24 protein-coding genes are annotated in these 18553 nt (G+C 36.6%); 19 read left to right on the forward strand and 5 right to left on the reverse strand.

Annotation, left to right across the window (positions count from 1 at the left end; all coding sequences use genetic code 11):
• Positions 1-137: 137 nt before the first annotated feature.
• Positions 138-884 carry a hypothetical protein gene (locus tag G7Y57_RS00005; RefSeq protein WP_165020127.1) on the reverse strand — a complete coding sequence of 249 codons (747 nt, stop codon included), beginning with the start codon at positions 882-884 and terminating at the stop codon, positions 138-140.
• Positions 874-1350: a terminase gpP N-terminus-related DNA-binding protein gene (locus G7Y57_RS00010; RefSeq protein ID WP_165020128.1), complete on the reverse strand. Its 477-nt coding sequence runs from the start codon at positions 1348-1350 to the stop codon at positions 874-876. Before G7Y57_RS00010 ends, G7Y57_RS00005 begins: the two co-directional genes overlap by 11 nt.
• Before the next feature lie 181 nt (positions 1351-1531).
• On the opposite strand from G7Y57_RS00010, the gene G7Y57_RS00015 reads away from it, so the two are divergent.
• The 19 genes from G7Y57_RS00015 to G7Y57_RS00105 all read left to right on the forward strand — a co-directional run bounded on the left by G7Y57_RS00015 (position 1532) and on the right by G7Y57_RS00105 (position 16208).
• Entirely contained in the window at positions 1532-2665 is a 1134-nt protein-coding gene (locus G7Y57_RS00015) for a Clp protease ClpP (protein ID WP_255491291.1), read from the forward strand.
• Positions 2666-2699: 34 nt separating this feature from the next.
• Positions 2700-3605, forward strand: coding sequence for a hypothetical protein (locus G7Y57_RS00020; RefSeq protein WP_165020130.1), 906 nt, complete (start codon positions 2700-2702; stop codon positions 3603-3605).
• Between the two features lie 33 nt (positions 3606-3638).
• Entirely contained in the window at positions 3639-3968 is a 330-nt protein-coding gene (locus tag G7Y57_RS00025) for a hypothetical protein (protein WP_165020131.1), read from the forward strand.
• Positions 3968-5209 (forward strand): DUF2586 family protein, encoded by a 1242-nt coding sequence (locus G7Y57_RS00030; protein WP_165020132.1) that lies wholly within the window; start codon positions 3968-3970, stop codon positions 5207-5209. Before G7Y57_RS00025 ends, G7Y57_RS00030 begins: the two co-directional genes overlap by 1 nt.
• Positions 5209-5622: a hypothetical protein gene (locus G7Y57_RS00035; RefSeq protein ID WP_165020133.1), complete on the forward strand. Its 414-nt coding sequence runs from the start codon at positions 5209-5211 to the stop codon at positions 5620-5622. The genes G7Y57_RS00030 and G7Y57_RS00035 overlap by 1 nt, the downstream gene beginning before the upstream one ends.
• Positions 5623-5628: 6 nt before the next feature.
• A complete protein-coding gene (locus G7Y57_RS00040; RefSeq protein WP_165020134.1) occupies positions 5629-5970 on the forward strand; it encodes a hypothetical protein in 342 nt (113 codons plus the stop codon).
• Between the two features lie 213 nt (positions 5971-6183).
• Positions 6184-6789: a DUF6046 domain-containing protein gene (locus G7Y57_RS00045; RefSeq protein WP_165020135.1), complete on the forward strand. Its 606-nt coding sequence runs from the start codon at positions 6184-6186 to the stop codon at positions 6787-6789.
• Positions 6790-6791: 2 nt separating this feature from the next.
• The gene (locus G7Y57_RS00050; protein ID WP_165020136.1) at positions 6792-7820 is read left to right on the forward strand and encodes a hypothetical protein; all 1029 of its coding nucleotides are present in this window, start codon (positions 6792-6794) and stop codon (positions 7818-7820) included.
• Positions 7821-7911: 91 nt separating this feature from the next.
• Positions 7912-8457, forward strand: coding sequence for a hypothetical protein (locus tag G7Y57_RS00055; RefSeq protein WP_165020137.1), 546 nt, complete (start codon positions 7912-7914; stop codon positions 8455-8457).
• A complete protein-coding gene (locus tag G7Y57_RS00060; protein ID WP_165020138.1) occupies positions 8454-8774 on the forward strand; it encodes a hypothetical protein in 321 nt (106 codons plus the stop codon). The genes G7Y57_RS00055 and G7Y57_RS00060 overlap by 4 nt, the downstream gene beginning before the upstream one ends.
• Positions 8767-9282, forward strand: coding sequence for a phage holin family protein (locus G7Y57_RS00065; RefSeq protein WP_165020139.1), 516 nt, complete (start codon positions 8767-8769; stop codon positions 9280-9282). Before G7Y57_RS00060 ends, G7Y57_RS00065 begins: the two co-directional genes overlap by 8 nt.
• Complete coding sequence (locus G7Y57_RS00070; protein WP_221412098.1) at positions 9260-9772, forward strand: glycoside hydrolase family 73 protein; 513 nt, start codon at positions 9260-9262, stop codon at positions 9770-9772. The genes G7Y57_RS00065 and G7Y57_RS00070 overlap by 23 nt, the downstream gene beginning before the upstream one ends.
• A complete protein-coding gene (locus G7Y57_RS00075) occupies positions 9769-10158 on the forward strand; it encodes a hypothetical protein (RefSeq protein ID WP_165020140.1) in 390 nt (129 codons plus the stop codon). The genes G7Y57_RS00070 and G7Y57_RS00075 overlap by 4 nt, the downstream gene beginning before the upstream one ends.
• Entirely contained in the window at positions 10140-10421 is a 282-nt protein-coding gene (locus G7Y57_RS00080) for a hypothetical protein (protein WP_165020141.1), read from the forward strand. Before G7Y57_RS00075 ends, G7Y57_RS00080 begins: the two co-directional genes overlap by 19 nt.
• On the forward strand, positions 10418-11281 hold the full coding sequence (locus G7Y57_RS00085; protein ID WP_165020142.1) for a hypothetical protein: 864 nt from the start codon (positions 10418-10420) through the stop codon (positions 11279-11281). The genes G7Y57_RS00080 and G7Y57_RS00085 overlap by 4 nt, the downstream gene beginning before the upstream one ends.
• Positions 11271-11774 carry a hypothetical protein gene (locus tag G7Y57_RS00090; RefSeq protein WP_165020143.1) on the forward strand — a complete coding sequence of 168 codons (504 nt, stop codon included), beginning with the start codon at positions 11271-11273 and terminating at the stop codon, positions 11772-11774. The genes G7Y57_RS00085 and G7Y57_RS00090 overlap by 11 nt, the downstream gene beginning before the upstream one ends.
• Positions 11775-11847: 73 nt before the next feature.
• Complete coding sequence (locus tag G7Y57_RS00095; RefSeq protein WP_165020144.1) at positions 11848-12645, forward strand: tail fiber protein; 798 nt, start codon at positions 11848-11850, stop codon at positions 12643-12645.
• A 4-nt stretch (positions 12646-12649) separates the two neighbouring features.
• Entirely contained in the window at positions 12650-15178 is a 2529-nt protein-coding gene (locus G7Y57_RS00100; RefSeq protein ID WP_165020145.1) for a hypothetical protein, read from the forward strand.
• 175 nt (positions 15179-15353) lie between these two features.
• Positions 15354-16208, forward strand: a complete 855-nt coding sequence (locus G7Y57_RS00105; RefSeq protein WP_165020146.1) for a DNA adenine methylase — start codon at positions 15354-15356, stop codon at positions 16206-16208.
• Positions 16209-16251: 43 nt separating this feature from the next.
• Here G7Y57_RS00105 and G7Y57_RS00110 read toward each other — a convergent pair whose 3' ends face one another.
• The 3 genes from G7Y57_RS00110 to G7Y57_RS00120 are packed head-to-tail and all read right to left on the reverse strand — an operon-like array spanning position 16252 to position 18539.
• A complete protein-coding gene (locus G7Y57_RS00110; RefSeq protein ID WP_165020147.1) occupies positions 16252-17538 on the reverse strand; it encodes an Ig-like domain-containing protein in 1287 nt (428 codons plus the stop codon).
• On the reverse strand, positions 17535-17909 hold the full coding sequence (locus G7Y57_RS00115) for a hypothetical protein (protein WP_255491292.1): 375 nt from the start codon (positions 17907-17909) through the stop codon (positions 17535-17537). Before G7Y57_RS00115 ends, G7Y57_RS00110 begins: the two co-directional genes overlap by 4 nt.
• A gap of 3 nt (positions 17910-17912) precedes the next feature.
• A complete protein-coding gene (locus G7Y57_RS00120) occupies positions 17913-18539 on the reverse strand; it encodes an ATPase domain-containing protein (RefSeq protein ID WP_165020148.1) in 627 nt (208 codons plus the stop codon).
• Between the last annotated feature and the right edge of the window lie 14 nt (positions 18540-18553).

Genomic DNA, 18553 nt, shown 5'->3' on the forward strand with positions numbered 1-18553 from the left:
ATTTTACCCTCTGTGTTAGTGTTTCATACACAAAGGAATTTATAATGTTAATATTTGTTAGTAAAATGCAGGGCTTTATTAGAAGCTCTAGCGGATTTTACTTAACCGGTGGTATACTTTTCAATTATTTTAGTGGACTACTTTTCAATTATATTATACAGTTTAGCCATAAATGAGTTTTTGTGTATCAGGTTATTGTTGAATACAAAACGTTCATGTCCTTTGTCAAAACAACCCCAAAGTGTACCAGTAATATAGTCTATACCTTCACGAATCAGCCTGTCATTATTGCATCGTTTGAGTGTATCTATATCATCACATCCAATGTAATCAGGTCTATGTTCACCATTTCTCAAACCTCGTGGATCCTGTCCAAAACCTAAAGCTGTAAATTGCACACCGCCTCTGGTTGTAAAGTTTCCTTTTGACCAATCACCGTGCTGAAATTGCTCACCATAATCATTAATGATCCTGTCATTGGTTTTTAAGCTAACTTGAATGTCAGCCAGTAGAGCTTTTGCTTTTTCTTCTGTTTCTCCGATAAGCAACATATACCAAATCTCCTTTTTGACCAGTGCCAAAAACAGAGGTATACCGAGCATAGTGTGTACAGATTTAGCAGATCCACGAAAGGCATCATTTAATAATTTGATGATGCTATTCTTAATAATCAGATCTGCTATTCGTTTATGAAATGGAGCACTCTCACAAGTTGCATAAGTAGGAAAATAATAAGCAAACCAGTTTAGATAATTAGCCTCCAACCTTTGTATACGTTTGAATTTCTCTTCTTGAGTTTCGTGTATATCAATGGTTGCAGCCTTTTGTATCCTTTTGGCATGCTCATCATAAGCCCTCTGTATCTTGTCGTAATTAGTTGCCATTCTCTTGCTCTATTTTGTGCATCAGGAACAATCGGTGATATTGTGTGTTTTCAGCAGCTAGTTTCGGATTCTTTTTACTAATGAAAAAATCAAGTTCCATCAATACATCACTACATACGGCTGGATTGGCTTTCTTACTGATATAGTCATAGGCTTTCATAATCTTACTAAGAGCATCAGCATCTACTTCTTTGATAGGATTACCTTCAGCATCTTTTCGTTCCTCACCCTTCATTACACGCATTGCAGCCTGTAGTAGTATTTTCTTTAGCTCAGAAGGTGCTGTAGTAAATAGATCCTTTGTCTCATCCCAGTTGTATTTATCACGCCAATCATAGATCGTTTTGATGTTACGTTCCAATTCATCAGCAATGGCTTGAGGCGAAATATTCTTTTCTGTATATAAATATTCAGCATAGCTTATTTCGCTCTGAGTAGCATTTCCTTTTGATGTCTTTTTAGCCATTTGTTGAACTTTTTACAAGCAAATTACCTGCAATAGGAGGTCTAAAACAAACACACCTTAAAGTCATTTTAAGGTTTCATAAAATGGCTTTATGATTCTATAAAATGGCTTTGAGAGTGATTTTGAGAGACTAAATAAGCACTATACTTTAGCGACATCGAATGAGTAAAAACATCAAATAATGATTATAAAAGAGCTCAATAAAAAACAAGCTGAAGTAAAGCTCTATGGTAACATAGGAAGTTGGTTTGCTGATGGTAACAGTTTCACGGCTCTATTAGAGGACTGCGAGGCTAGAGGCTATAAGGATCTGACTATACGCATGCATTGTTACGGCGGTTCTGTTTTTGAGGGTAATGTGATGTATAATGCTATGCAACGCTCAAAACTCAATATTACAATCATTATTGATGGTGTGGCTGCTTCTATGGGATTATATGTATTGCCAGCTATAGCTGAAGTGCATATAGTAGAAAATGGTTTTGGTATGGCACATCGTCCAGCAGCTGTTGAAGGTGGTGATGCTGATGCACACCTGGCATGTGCTAAACTTCTCCAGGATATGGAGAATAATTTTTTGAAAACACTTACAGAACGCACAAACTTAACTGCTGAAGATATCAAAGCGAAATGGTTTGATGGAAAGGATCACTGGCTCAATGCTGATGAGATGATTAAGTATGGATTTGCCAAAAAGAAGATCCCAGCCACTGCAAAAAGTATTCAGGTGCTGGATAGTGAAATTACACAAGAGTTGACAGCAGAAAGCATGTACAATCGTTTTGCTGCTTGTCTAGATATAAATTCAGATAATAATAAAAACGAAATTCAAATGAAACAATTATTAATCAATGCACTAGGTCTAGTAGGTGTAACAGCTGAAAGTACAGATGCTGAAATTGTAGCTGCTGCAAAAAAACAAAAAGAAGATCAAGCAACTGCACTAACTAATCTACAAGCTGAAGCTACTGCAAAAGCTACTGCAACTATCAAAACTATGCTTGATACTGCAAAAGTACCTGAAGGTGCATTGCGTACAAGCTACGAAGCTGTAGGTCTTGCACAAGGTGTGGATACACTTGCTACTATTCTTGGAGCAAAGTCAGGAGTTGTGACTCCTATGGCTAGCTACATCGTGCCTGAAGTGAAAACAACACTGGATGGTGGTGCAGTGGTAACACATGGAGCTGGAGCATCTGCTGTAAAACAAGATTGGAACTGGTATCAAGCAAACGATCCTGAAGCATTGGCAAAACTACCAGCTGAACAATTCAATGCTTTGTACAAAGCTGAATATGGAGTAGATCCAGCATAATAAAACGAATTACTAACAAATAAAATAAGAAAATATGCCTACTGTTTATAGAGAAGTCTGGACTGGTGAAGTGGTAAAAGGCTTTCAAGCTGGACTGAAAGATACATTTTTGGATGGTGTAAGAGATTACAGCCAGTATGTAACAGGAGATGATGAAGCACAAGTGATTCATGCATCTTACTTTGGAGTTGAACCTGATGTGTTAATTAATAACACAACCTATCCTATTGATGTGCAAGAGTTACATGGTAAAGATATCCCTATTTCGTTGGATAAGTACCAAACCAAAGCAACGCCTGTAACAGATGATGAGTTATATGCTTTGGCATTCAAAAAAATGGAAGCTGTAAAGCAAGCCCATTCTGATGTTTTGGTAAAGAGTCGTCTAAAAATGGCAATCCATGCATTTGCTCCCAATACCAATACTGTTGAACATCCTGTATTGAAAACTACAGGTGAAACTGTTGGTAATCGCAAACGTATGAGATGGGCTGATATTATTGCATTGCGATCTGCGTATGCTAAAGCTGGAATTGAAATAGAAGGCATACGTTTGGTTTTATGCCCTGATCATGTTAATGATTTGCTGATAGAAGAGACTTCAATGTTAGCTAAATCATACGCTAATTTTCAAGGAGGTGTCATTACTAATCAATTAGGATTGGAGTTTAGAGAATACTTTGCGAATCCATACTTCAATGTCGCAACTGGAGCAAAAGTTTCTTTTGGTGCTATCGTAAATGATGCAACTGACATGCAAGCTTCAGTAGCATTTCCTCTTGCAAAGGTTGGTAAAGCTACAGGAAAAACGAAGATGTATTTTTCTGAGTCTAAAACAGATCCTTTGACACAACGCAATCTTATCAACTTCCGAAACTATTTCATCGCATTACCTCTCATAGAAAAAGGGTTTGCTGCTATCGTTTCTGACATTGTATAAGAAAGTTTAAAACCACTTTAAAGAAAGTTTAAAATGAAAATAACAGACGAACAAAGAGCAAAAGCTCAAGAATTAGCAGAAAAGCTAAAAGTGAGTAAGCTATATGTAAATGACAAAGGAGAATATTTTACAAGTGAAAACTTGGCTCAGTTGTCAGTTGATGGTAACAAAAAGAAGTATCAAAAGTTAGACTTTGCTCCAGTAGCAAACGAGGAGGCTGATGATATTTTTGCTCAAATCAAAGCACTGCAAACAGTAGAAGAGGTACAGGCTATCCTGGATGCTGAAATAGAAGGTGCTGGAGATGCTGAACTAATGGATGCTTGTGAGGCTCGTATTAACGAACTAAAAGACGCTGAATAATGAGCTTGCGAGGTGTAACATTAAAAGAAGGTAGGATTGGTGCAAACGTTGCAGGTGATAGCCGTGAATTCGGCATCATCTGTAATGGTGTGGCAATTGCTGATAAAGTTCAGCTGGATACTGCTTACAAACTCTTACGCCCATCGGATGCTACAGCCATCGGTATAGATGCTGAATACGATGAAACAAACAAGGTAAGAGTGTTCAGGCATATCTCAGAATTTTATCGCCGTGCTGGAGAAGGTCGTGCATTGCATATAATGCTATTGTCTCAAGATATCAAGCCTGCTGATATGGGAGCCAAAGCTAAAATATTAGCCGTTGAAGCTGAAGGCAAAATATCAGATATGGTATTTGCTTACAATCCAGCTGCTGGTTATGTAGACACTTTGGTAGATGGTTTTAATGGAGATGTAAGAGCTGCTATTCCAGCATTCCAAGAATTTGCAGAATGGGCTGATGAGCATGATATGCCATTGCATACCATTTTTGAAGGTAGGGCTCTTGCTGATGATCTTGCTACTGTAATAGATCTAAGAGATATTAAAGTAGATGATATCGTATTGATGGCTGAAAAAGTTACTGGTGTATTTGGTCAAGATTGGAACTATGCAGATAGCCTTGATGATCTCGGTAAAAAGTTTGCTGATGTAGGTAATTATCTAGGTGTAATAGCTTCTCAAGCATGGAACCGTAATCCAGGAGAAGTAGAAACGCAAAATCTTAGTGATGCAACCCGTAAACTTTGGACTTCTGCTGGCTTGAGCAATCACAAAAAGTACAGCGAGGTATTTGAAAGTTTGGAAACGCTGAACGACAAAGGATATACTTTCCCTATCAAATATCAAGGTTTATCGGGTTACTGGTGGAACGATGGACATGTGTGTGCTCCTATCATTTTGGATGGTGAGGGTAATATGAACCAACACATGATCTATTACAGTCACACGATGGATGAATCGAAGCGTAATTTACGCCGTGTATTCCTTCCTGAAGTAAAGAAACCTGTACAGCTTGAGGACAAAAAGCTACCTAAAGGGATGCTTGGATACTACAATGCAACAGGTGATGCTGAATTCGATCGGATGGCTGGCAATGCACTTATCTCAGAGGGCAAAACATATACAGATGCTGATAGTGATCTGCTTATCGAAAAAGTGCTAAAAATAGACTTTGCCGTTGTGCCTACTGGCATGGTAAATGAAATTTTAGGAAGTATTAATCTTAAAAATCAAGCGTAATGGCACGTATAAAACGAATGGGTGAAGTCTATTCAGCTGGTGATGCAAAAGTTACTGTAGCTGGTATATATGACTTCGATCCGAGTGCTATATCCTACGGATACAAATACGCTCATGAATACCAACGAGGGCTGAAAAGAAAGCCTAGAGGCTGGAGAATGGGGGCTATTGAGTATGAGTCTAGTATGACTTTACCATTGGATATAGTTGCTGAACTAGAAAAGATGTTTGGAGATATCGCATTGATCAGACCATTTCCTGTCAACGTTACGTTTGCAAACTTCGAGAATGAAATGATCCATGACATCATTTGGATGAAATTCACAGGAAACAAACGAGATGTAACCAGCGATGGTGAACTAGAGAATGAGTTTGAAATGTTTGTGTTAGATATGAAACTAAATATAATTTAAAATAAAATGGCAAAAGAAGAAAAACTACCTGAAGGTATTACAGAAGCAATGATTAGCGATGCTAAAACAAAGCATGGAGCTGATAAAGTAAGAATACTATCCATCCCTGTTGATGATGATGCTACAGCATACAAAGATGTACTGGCAATCATACCAACAAGACGTATCATCGGTATGTATCAACGCTTTCAGGATAGCGATCCGCTGAAGGCTCAAGAGATACTGGTTAAAAACTGTTTGCTATCTCACAAAGATGAGATTATGGCTGATGATGGTTTGTTCTTTGGAGCATTGAACCTATTGGCTAAACTGATCCCAGTAAGAGAAGGCATCATAAAAAACTGCTAGAGCAACTTTCTGACATTCCTCCCATTGAGGATCTAGAGAGTTGCTTACAAGAAGGCAAAGTAGATGCTTTTTATAAGCAAACAGATGCAATGATCAGATTCTTTTTCAAAGAGAACCCTGATGAACTGGATGATTACGAATATGCTAAACGATACAAGGAGCTGATATGGCTAGGTAAAGAAGGTTTTTTAAGTGGTATAAAACTATAACGATATGTATTTTGATTTTGCAGGGAGGTACAGTACTGCTTTTGGATTTACTCCAGGACACATAAGCAATGCTCTTATAGAAGCTGGTTTCAATCGTGCTATTAAACAGCACCACGATACCAATTTTAAAGCATCTGTTTACGTGTTCGACAATAACACACATTTCGATGAAGTGATGCTGTATAACGATTCGGAGGAGTATCTATTTGCGTATCGTGAACTTGCTGAAGAATATAGTCAAGTGTTTGCCACGCCTCCGATACTTAGTTTACGAAGAGCTAAAAACTTAATCATTACACCGCTTGATAATAGCGATATAGAAGTAATCGAAAGATATTCTACAGAGCCTTATCAGATTACATTCAAGGGCTTGCTGATAGATATGGAAGATCACAATTTTCCACTAGACAAATTAGAAACTCTCAACAAGATATTTGAAGTAAACAGCATTTGGAAAGTATCAAGCGAGATACTGGCAGCTGTAGGTGTAGATTCAATCATCATTCAGGATATCAACATAGAATTTGTAGAAGGATATGAAGATACCATTGCATACACATTTGTAGCTAGAGCTACTAAATCAATCGAATATCAATTAATTAACGAATAAAAATGAAACGAATTTTAATAATACTGAGTGCCATGCTACTATTTATGAATATGACTGCACAAGTCCAGCTTGGTAATGTGTCGCTGAAGAATGTTAGCAGCTTTGAAATTGATGAGAACATCCTGGAGATGAGTAACACCGCAAAAATTGTGATACCTCGCAACTATGCAAAGCTAAAAGACAAAGCTATTCTGGAACAAATTCATGCAGGCGACAAAGTAACGCTTGATGTTGGTTACGATGGTGATTACAAGCGTGAATTTACTGGCTATATCCGAGAAATAGAAAGTGATATCCCTTTAGTGATCCATTGTGATGATGAAACATATCCACTCAGACAAACCAATTTTATAAAAAGTTATAAGGATGCAACATTAAAACAAGTATTGGCTGATATCATTCCTTCAGATATAAAATATGATTGCCCTGATGTGAGAATAGGAAAATACCAAATAGATAATGCCAGTGCGTTTGCCGTGCTTCAGGATCTGATGAAACATTACGGATTGTATAGCAGCTTACAGGAAGGAAAGATCAAGGTTGGTTTAGCCTATGATTTTGCCGAAAATACAGCCACCCATATTTACACCATCAATGCTCCAGCTGATAGACCATATCAGAAAAATGTAAGAAAGAACGATCTGAAATTTAAGCGAAAAGAAGATTTTAAAGTACGATACAAGGCTATTGCTCACAATGGGAAAATAAAAGGTAAAACAAAAAATACTGTTGTGATAGTCGGTAATAAGGAGAAAGATGCATCAGAGCGAACACTCAACTTTGCTGGTCCGATGACTGAGGCTGAATTACGTGAACGTGCTAATGCTGTAATGGCTAAAACTGTGTACGATGGCTATACAGGAGATATCACAGGCTTTGGTTTACCACGCACACATGCTGGTGATTCTTTGGAGCTTCGAGATAGTTTAGAGCCTGAACGTGCTGGCAGATACCTAATTGAAAAGGTAAATATATCGTATAGCTCATCATCAGGGTTCTCCAGGAAGAATACGTTAAGCTATAAGGTTTGATTTTAAGCCTTGAATGTGTTTTGAGGTGTCGATGTATAGGTAAGTAAGGTAAGATTGATTTAAAACGAGTTTAAAGGTATTTTAAAGTAAGATGTTACAACTGGATCAAGCAATACAAGAGGCTGTAAAGTCAATAGCTGGAAAAACCCAAATAAAAACAATTTGCTGGGGGGTGGCTAAAGATGTAACAGATATGAGCTGCACTGTAGAACGTGAAGAGGCTCCTGAAATATACGATGTATTGCTCAATGCGATTGATGATGACTTACAAAGCTATGTAACTGTATATCCTAAAGAGGGTAGCAATGTACTGGTAGCTATTATTGAAAATCTGAAAACAGAAGCTGTAATAGTTAGATGTTCAGAGGTTGAAAAAGTTAAAGTAAAGATAGGAGAACAAACATTATTGATAGATAAGAATGGCTTTGTTTTCAATGATGGAACGCATAAAGGTATGGTCAAACTTGTTGAAATGGTTGATTGGATGACAAAGATCTATACTGATATACAAACATTGACAAAACTCTTATCAACTCACCCTGTAGCGGGTTTTGGTTCTCCTCTTGCTTTAATATTCAATCCTACAGTACCTCCTCCCAATGTAGATATGTTTGAAAATAAAGATGTAAAGCAATGATAGGAATACTAGTAGACGAAAATAATGAGCTCCAGGTATCAGTGCAAAGAGATAAGCAAGGCTTAATTACTCAAGGCTTGGTACTGGGTAATATTGATTATCAGCGTTGCAAATTTATCATCATAGCTCAAAAAGGAGAATTCAAACAAGTGCCTACACTCGGATTAGGTATAGATATCTACCTAAAGAAACCAATTGCAGCACACGAAAAACAACGATTTATAACAGAACTAAAGTCTGAACTCTCATCCGATGGTGTTAAGGCACAAATCAGGATCGAAGGTAATGACATATCAAAATTTAGAATAGATGTATAGGATTACAAAAGAAATAGGACAATACATTGCAGATAAGATAATCCAGTATAGTATATCTATTGCAGGTGGCTTATTAGCAGCCTTTGAGGCTTCAATAGTTTATGTAGGATTATGTTATATCGCTATTGTTATTGATGTGATATCTGCATGGTGTTTATCTCGCAGGATTCACAAAAAGGATCCAAGCCTTTCGGATGGTAAATTCAAAAGCTCATATAAGTTTAGGATCCTAATAACTCTCATTGTTGTACAGCTGGCTATTATGGCTGGACACTACGTGGATACACTGGTAATGAATGGTGGTAATATGGCTCAAAACTTTGTGATTGTCTTTTTCTTATTCTACGAAGGTTGGAGTATTGGCGAGAACTGGAGTTCTGAGAATAGCAATCCTATGGCTAAAGTTTTTCAAAAGATAATGGTAAACAAAGCTGAGAGACATTTTAATGTTGATCTCAGCGAATTAAAGAAAGAGGATAAAGACAATGGCGAAAATGACACCCAGTGAATTTGTGAAAGCCTACTATTCGTATGCTAAACAAACAGAAGAAAAGACAGGTATTGATGCACGCTTTACATTGGCACAAGCTGCACTTGAGACTGGATGGGGTAAATCTGCTCCAGGTAATATGTTTTTCGGTGTTAAAGCATCAAAAGACACACCAGCTGATCAAAAACAACTAATCACTACTCGTGAGGTTTTGAAGTCACCAAACGTGCGTTTTCCTGAAGTTATATCTGTAACACCACGCTCTGATGGTAGATATGACTATAGAGTAAAAGATTGGTTTCGTAAATACGATACACCTGAAGGAAGTTTCACTGATCATACTCAGTTCTTCTTTAAGAACAAAAGGTATGCAAAGGCTCTTGAGTTCAAAATGGATCCATACAAATTTGCTGAAGAAATTGCAAAAGCTGGCTATGCTACAGATCCTAATTATGCAACCAGCTTGAAAGCTGTAATACGAACCATTGAAAAACATATTGAGAAATGAGAAAGCTAATTTATATGATACTATTCTGTACTGTACTGATGTTTAGCTGCAAGTCAACTGTATATGTACCAGTTGAGAGTATAAAGACAGAGTACCAGGATAGATGGCAAAAAGATTCGGTTTATCTACATGATTCAATCATGATCAAGATGAAAGGTGATACTGTTTGGCTGGAGAAGTACAAAACCCTCTATAAAGAAAAGCTTGTAAAAGATTCGATCTATATCACAGATAGCATTCAAGTACCTTATCCTGTAGTCGAATACAAAGAAGTTAATAAACTCACTAGCTTTCAAACAGTGTGCGTATGGTTTGGTAAGATCCTGATGGGCTTACTTGGTATTGGTTTAATAATATTGTTTTTGAAATGGAAACGATTGTTTTAGAAGGGCAAAGCTTATTTGATGTAGCAATACAAGAATGTGGATCCGTTGAGGGTGCATTTGCATTGGCTGTAGCTAATAATGTAAGTATATCAAATGAGCTACCTTCTAGCGAATCGCTTACAAAAACAGCTATTACTGCAAAAAGAGTAGTGGATTACTACAACCAAAAAGAATTAAAGCCTGCTACCTGGTCAACTGCTAAAGAGGCAAAACTTACAGGTATAGGATATATGACAATAGAAGAAAATTTCACAGTAAAATGACTATCGAAGCAATATATAACAGAATGACAGAAGCATTTATTAGTGATCCTGTAGTGATTGCTAAGTATGAGCTGGTAGAAGGTAAAACATTCAACGAGCAATTTTCGGCTGTTTCTATTGAGCGAATTATGTTTTATGATATTGCATCCAGTATGTTTTTCAACTATCAGGCATTCGACCAGCATGCTATTGATGTGAATAATATTCTTAGTCAGAAAAGAGCACACACACCCAATTGGTATGCTGGTATGGCTGTGAAGTTTCAGTATGGATATGATTTGGTAGAAGATACAGACACATACGATAATTCAGGATTAACAGAAGAGCAAATCAATGACTCTAGGATCGTAAAATTCGCAGCAGCTGTTCCAAGTATTAACAAAAGTATCCTATATATCAAAGTTGCAACTGGTAGCAACGAAGCTAAAAAGCCTTTAAGTGAGAATGAACTTACAGCTTTCAAAGCATACATAGAGCATATTCAGGATGCTGGTGTACACATTGAGATAATCAATGCTCCAGCTGATGAAATGTATATTGAGATGGATGTGTATTTCAACCCTCTCATATTAGACAAACAAGGTAAACGCCTGGATGGATCCAGTGATACTCCAGTACAGGAAGTGGTGAAAAAATATATACATAATCTGTTATTTAATGGATTATACACTAATGCAAAGCTTATAGATATGGTACAGACAGTTCATGGAGTTGAATTTCCTGAACTTAAAATAGCTGCTTCTCGCTATGGTCTATATGTCGATTTTAAAGAGATCGATGCCAAAGAAAAAGCCCATGCTGGATATTATACCATCAAGGATGAAAATTTACGATTAAGATTTTTGCCTTATGATCAATAGTGATTATTACAATATAGTATATACACGCATAGGAGTACTGTTACACCCTTCTTTCTTGAGAGATGAGTTAACGATTATACTTCTTAGAGCATTCTTATCTCCACTGGATGATTTGCATGCTCAATTTACCAGCCTAAAGAATGGCATTGATTATAAAAACTATTCTCAAGTGTGCTATATGCAAGCCATGATCAATAATTATTTTGATCCACTTGAAAGACGAATTAAGATAAAAAACTCTCATGTGGATCGGGATTCCTATTTGTTGTGGAAAGAATCAGTAAAAAAGCCTATTCGATTCTATAAGGAAGGATCGGAAAATTATAAACCCTTTGGCTGGAATATGGAAGGACAATTAGGAACTCGCAATTCTGATTTTGATATAGTATTACCTAAAGGATTTAGGCTATCTGAAGAGGAGGAAAATAAAATGAGAAATTTAGCAAATCAAAGCAAGTTAGCTTCTAAAATATATAGGATAACAAATGAATAAGATTAATTTTTTAGCAAAAGATGATTTTCCTGGATCATCAGATACATTGAATCGCTTACAAGAAGCTACAAGTATGGTTTCAATGCTTGCCTTGCTTGGAGGTTCTAATTATATACTATCAGGTTGTGATAAGAAAGATGGGAAAATTGAACCTGGTGTTATTGTTCTTGGTGGTGAGATCTTGCCCTTCTTGGGAGGTGATCAGCTTGAGTTTGTTTTTATCCAGGAAACAAAAAAGACCCTTGAGGCTTTTGATGAGCTATACCCTGAAGCGTATATAGATAGAGTAGCTGTATTTGCTGCTGATGGAAAGTTTAAGTGGGGTGATCTGAAACAAATACTGACTAATCAGCAAATCGAAACTAAGATTGATAGCTTGAGAGGAGAAGATCCTGGATTTGTAAAGAAATGGTCGGGACTTGTTGAGCGTTTGGACACTTCTCAATATTTGTTATGTGATGGCAGAACTGTGAATACTATTGACTATCCTGATTTGGCATGGTTCTATGGCAAAGAAAAAGAAGTTAGTTTCAAATTGCCTGATCTAAGAAAACGTTTTATTGTTGGTTATGATGGTGTTGAAGGTTCTGATTATGGAGCTATTGGTAACATCGGTGGAGAAGAATTTCATCCTTTAACTGAAGATGAAAATGGAGAACACAAACATATTATGCCCTGGGGTGAAAATGTGAATGTAGATTGGAACCCACCTTGGGGGTATGCACAAGAATACTTGACAGGACGTCGAGGTAGTAATGGAAATGATAGTGATAATGCTTGGGCATGGTCATCTCCTTCAGGTAAAGGTAAGCCTCATGAAAATAGACCACCATTCTATACTCTCGCCTATGTTATACGTGTAAAATATTGACAAAATGGAAAATTTAGATAAAATAGTAGGATATTTCGAGCCAGGTAAAACCCCAACTTATGAGGAGTTCAAAAAGTCATGGACTTCTTTTTGGCACAAATCTGAAAAACAACCGATAACACAAGTTTTAGGGCTGAATGATAGTTTAAATTCGTTAGACAACAAAAAAGCCAATAAAGAAGATTTAGCGAATGTTGTCGGCGGTCTTAACCCGATGGGTAGCGTTGAGAAATACACCGACTTAGCGGCAAAGCCAAAACGTAACAACGATTCTTATTTTGTAAAAGACCGACCCGACGAAAACGGCGACCCTTATATATTCCGTTATGATGCCGAGCTCGGCGAGTGGATAAATACTGAGCAAGTCGTTTATAAAGACGTGGCAAAGAAAATAGATATATCCGCCTCAATCATTGACATGTCGGGCTATACTGTGACTATCAAAGGTTTTTTAAACAATACGGGCGGCATAGGCAATTATGGTAATCTTATGTATTCGGCTAAATTGCCTTATAACAATGGGGTTATAAGAGTGTCGGGGCGGTCAAATATAAGTTGCCCGTATATCTTATTTTATGACGTTAAAGGCATTTTGCTTGGTGTGCTGAATAGTACGGCGACCAGTTTGGAAAAAGTTGAACGAATAATTGAAAAAGAAAAAATACCCGAAAATACAGTAACTTATGTTATTAACGGGTATGAGGGTGAGTCTTACGCCATTTCGACCACAACGAGCGATTTATCAGACAGACAATATTTAGATATTGCCGAAAATGTTTTAAATAATCTCAATATAATGCATCCAACTAGCCACCATGGTGAGGGCGTGGACGGTGGCGTAATTAGTGATGGTAATAAGAAAGTAACTATACCGATAGGGGCGAAAGGTAATGCTTCTTATCTGCAAGCTCATTTTTATGATAATGAATTAATTAAAATTATTAAGGATGCTTACATGTACGATATTAAATCGGTATATGGCGTAATTAAAATCAAGGTGAGTGATAATAAAATAGGTGATTATATATCAGGACATTTTCAAGTAGATAGTGTTCACACAAGTGTTGCTCGCCTTGTAGCCCGCTTAAAAGTTGGTAATTATATTTACTTTATAGTAAATAACTGGGGTGATTTGTCAACCTTGAAAACTCACATTAGATTGGGGGTTCAATTCTTTCCGAGCGGCAATACTTTTGAGCAAGATTTTGTATTTGAGTATGTAGGTATGACAGTTTTCATTCGCAATAATGAAATATATGCAAGATTGTTAGACGAAAAGGTCGCAGAGAAAAAGAATATAACCGAGAAAGTTTACGGTACGTCAAAGTATGCACAAAATGTGTTTCAAACATTTGTCGGCGGTTTGGCTTGTCTTAACACACCAACGGAAATGGCGGGTTATCTTAGAAATATATATGTAAGGTCAAATGGTGCGGGTTCGATGCGTTTCGGTATTGGTATAATAGACCAGCGTAGCTGGGCAATAATCAGAGATACATTTTCGGTTGATGTAGTTGCAGGCAATAATACGGTTGATGTATTCAGCCGAAAAATAACAATCAAAAAAGACGAGTTACTCTTTATTTATCTTGACAATGCTACTACAAGCCCTTGCTTTGGTGTAAATGCAGAAACCGACCCCGATTTATTGCTTTATAACGATAAGACCGCAAGCGGTGTATTATCAAGACTGGCGACAACTTACGGCGGGTATATTACCCTTACATGGGAAGTAATAACCATAAATAGTGAATATTTCGCTACAAAAAACGAAATAGAGATTGTAAACGGCGAAATAAAGGATATTAACGAGACAATTATACAGACAAAGGCACAAATCGGCACTGCACCCGATTATTTTGGAAATAAATATGAGTTGCGGGTTGTCAATAATGTTGTAGTGCCTATTCCGATGAGATATAAGAAATGCGTATGTGTCGGCAACTCTATTACTTATCACGGCAAAGCGACCGATTTGTGGTGGGGCGAATGGGGCATGGCGGCATCAAAAAAAGAGTATGATTATGTTTCGATTGTAGAAAAAGGTTTGCAAGTCGTTGACAATACAGCCACAGCAACCCGACTAAATGCAGCGGCATGGGAGCGTAATTTCAATATAGATAAAAATTCATTGTTTGGAGGTGTGGCGGCTGATACCGATTTAATCGTTTTTCGCTTTGCCGAAAATGTTGTTGATACAGCAAATTTTGAAAATGCTTTTGATGACTTGGTGTCTTACTTCTTTGCCAAATGCCCGAGAGCAAAGTATTTGATTACAGGTGTTTTTTGGAGAAATACAACTAAAGATACCGCTTTGATGAATGTTGCAACAAAGTACGGCATTACATTTATTCAACTTTCGGACTTAGATACGCTGGAGAATAAATGGAAGCTGGGCGACTTGGTTTGGGGCGATGATGGTGAGCAACATGCAATAATAAATATCGGCGTGGCTAATCATCCGAACGATAATGGAATGAAACATATAGGTAACAGAATATTAACGGCGGCGGGATATGAAACGATAGAGTAAAAAATCTCCATCTCCACAAGGCTAGTTTCTCAGGCATAGCCAAATGACAAAGGTGCATACACACCACGACAGGGACTATAAATCCTTGCTCGGTGTGTATGCACCTTTTATTTATACCTGAGAAACACAAAAATAGTAATTATTAATTTAAAGTGTGTTTAAAATGAATTTAAAGATGAGAAAGAAAGTATTTAAAACAGCTCCTTTACCATTTCAGGGGCAAAAAAGAAGATTTGCAGGCGGTTATGCTTTAGCGTTATCAGAACTGAGTTCCAAACAAGAAATAAAAGTAATAGTTGACCTATTTGGTGGTTCAGGTCTGTTGGCACATATTGCAAAAAGTGTTGTACCTGAAGCAAAAGTTATTTACAATGATTATGACAATTACAGCCAGCGATTGCATAATATTGATAAAACAAATCGATTACTGGCTGATATTCGTTCCATACTGATTGATGAACCAAAAGATGTAAAGGTAGATGGCAAAGCAAAATCTAAGATATTGGATCGTGTGCAGTTGGAGGATAAACAAGGATATGTTGACTATATCACATTATCAGCATCACTTTTGTTTTCAGCAAAGTATGCTGTTGATTTTAATGGCTTCAGTAACGAGACATTCTACAATAGAATAAAAGCTTCAGATTACGATTTTAGCCCTAATGAGTACCTGGCTGGATTGGATGTGGTATGCTATCATTATCAGGAGTTGTATAATAAATATAAAGATGTGCCAGGTGTGTTATTTGTTGTGGATCCACCTTATCTTTCAACTGATACCAGTACCTATCATTCAGATAAATACTGGAAACTTAGAGACTATCTAGATGTGCTGAATGTATTGATAGATACTAACTATATTTTCTTCACTTCTAATAAGAGCTCGTTAGTTGAGTTGTGTGAATGGTTGGATGATAATAAGAAATTCTGTAATCCTTTTGCCCGATCTGTTTTGAATACTCAAAATGTAACGCTCAATAAGGATGCTAAATACACAGATATGATGTTGTATAGGTTCTTGAAAGAATGAGAAAAGCCTCCAACTGGAGGCTTTCTTCATATAAGTTTATCCTTTATTGAATAGATTTTAAAATTGCATCAGCAATACCTGCCATACCTTTATCTCCAGGATGATTAGCTACACCTGGTGCTGTTGCACCACCTTCTGATATTAAATGCCATTTTCCATCATCACCAAACACCTTAGTATCAAGTGTACTTTTATTGTCAGGAGTATCTAAGTGATCTAAAGTAACCCATATACAATTATGTTTTTCTGCAACTTCTTTTTGAATAGCATCTTTTCTCTTATTTGTCCAAAAGTTTCCTGTTATTATGTAATTGGCTTTTGGTGATTTACCTTTCAAATATTTGACCAATTCATCTAATTCATCTTTATAGCTAGCATATACAGTTTCGTTACTAGGTACATTTTCGCCCAAACGAATAATAATTAGATCTTCATCACCTGCAAGATAGTTATCTAATGAATTTTTGTTAAACCCTTTGAAGTCTCTTTCCCATGCTGCTACATTTATTGCATGAAATGAAATGTCATTATTATACCTAACTTCTAGTGATCTGTTTAATACATGAATATAGTCATTTTCTTTTTTGGTTGCAGCCATACCCCATTCACCCCACCAAAAGGATGTAATAGAGTGTTTAGTTATGGAATTACCTAAAGCAACCCATTTTTTCACAGAACCTATTATCACATTTATGTTGCAACTAGCCGATAAAGTTCCATCTTTCGACTGTATTTTAATTGTTGTTTTTCCTGCTTTTTTAGCATTTATAGTGATTGAGTTGTTGTTAGACACTATTATATCAGCCACATCAGTAGAAGAATTTAGCCATTCATATTCTTTCGTTTTCAAGAATTCGTCACTAAATATAGGAGATAACTCTAATGTCTCATTCGTATTTATTGTTTCTTCTGCATTACTGAACGAAATGGATCCTTTGCCAACATTAATTTTACATATAGCAAAGATAGTACCATCAACAGCCTCTATTCTTACTATTGTATTTCCTTCCGCTATTGCTGTTATGTCTGCTGAGTTATCTTCATTAATGTCAACTTTAACAACATTCGGATCATTGGATAGCCACCTATACTCTTTGTCTTTAGTAGTAGTATCGAAAATAGGAGTTAATCTTGTTTTCTCTCCAATTAAAATTGAGACTTCATCTTTCTCAAATGTAATCGTTCCGCTACCAGAATGATCATCATCACTAGAGCATGCTGAAAACATAAATATTGATAGTAGTAATAGTAAATAAGTCTTTATCATAATTACGATTTGTTTTGATATTGATACAAATATAAATAACTTTTTAACAAGAACGGCTATCATTTGACAGCCGTTTTACTTTTATATTGCTCTTCCTGGTCGGTTGCATACTGATATATTTCTTTCCAAGATGGTAAGCCTCCTACCTGTTTATCATCTATATAGAGATGTGCATATACTTTCCTTGAGTTAGATTGATATTTCTTTATGTTTTCAGGCTCATGTTCATTGATTCTGTCAAATGGTATCTCTTGTTCAATCAGCCAATTTATAGCTTCAGTAAGTCTATCTCCATGCCTGCATGTCCAAATGATGAGATAGTGTCCATCTGCTTTTAGCTTATTCATGTACTTTACAGCTTCAGCTGCAATTTCTCCTATACTTGGAAAGTCTCCAGTGTGAAGAGTACCATCAAAATCTACTGCTATAATCATATTTCAAAACAAGGTTAATTGACGTTTATCTGCACTTTGAGGAGTAAAAAGTTGATACTTGACAGGTTGATCAAGATATCTACTTATTGCGTGAACACTTCCTCTTTTAAAGTATAGTTTGATATCTGAAGCATGAAGTAAATCAATGCCACTAGCTGGACTTCCTAATGCTTTTCCAAAGTCTATCATGACAATAGATAGTTGACGTTTGGCAAATAGTTCTTTCAATCGTTTAAGTTGCTCATTTGTAAAGCTCATATACTTAACCGAATCAATGATAATCAGCCTGTAATAGTTCTTTTCGATATAGTGGCACATTTCGTCAAAGCTGAAGCTGTCAGCTATCCAAAGTCTTTTGGCATCAATATCAAAATTATTGACTCTATCCTGGATAGTTTTGTTTGCACCCTCTTCATGCGAGTTGTAGAGGACTTTGCCAAAATTACGAGCAAAATAATCAGCAAATTGGAGCGTAAATACTGATTTGCCTGAGCCACTTTCTCCATAAAAAAGAGCTACAAATCTCTTTGCTGGTTCTCCCATCAAGTGAGCGTACTTAGGTTCAAGCTCCAAGTACTGGTACTTTTTCTCTTTGATGGCTTTGACACTAAAAATTCTTTTTTTAGCCATAAATATAAATTGTT

The organism is Dysgonomonas sp. ZJ279 (assembly GCF_011039205.1).
GTDB lineage: Bacteria > Bacteroidota > Bacteroidia > Bacteroidales > Dysgonomonadaceae > Dysgonomonas.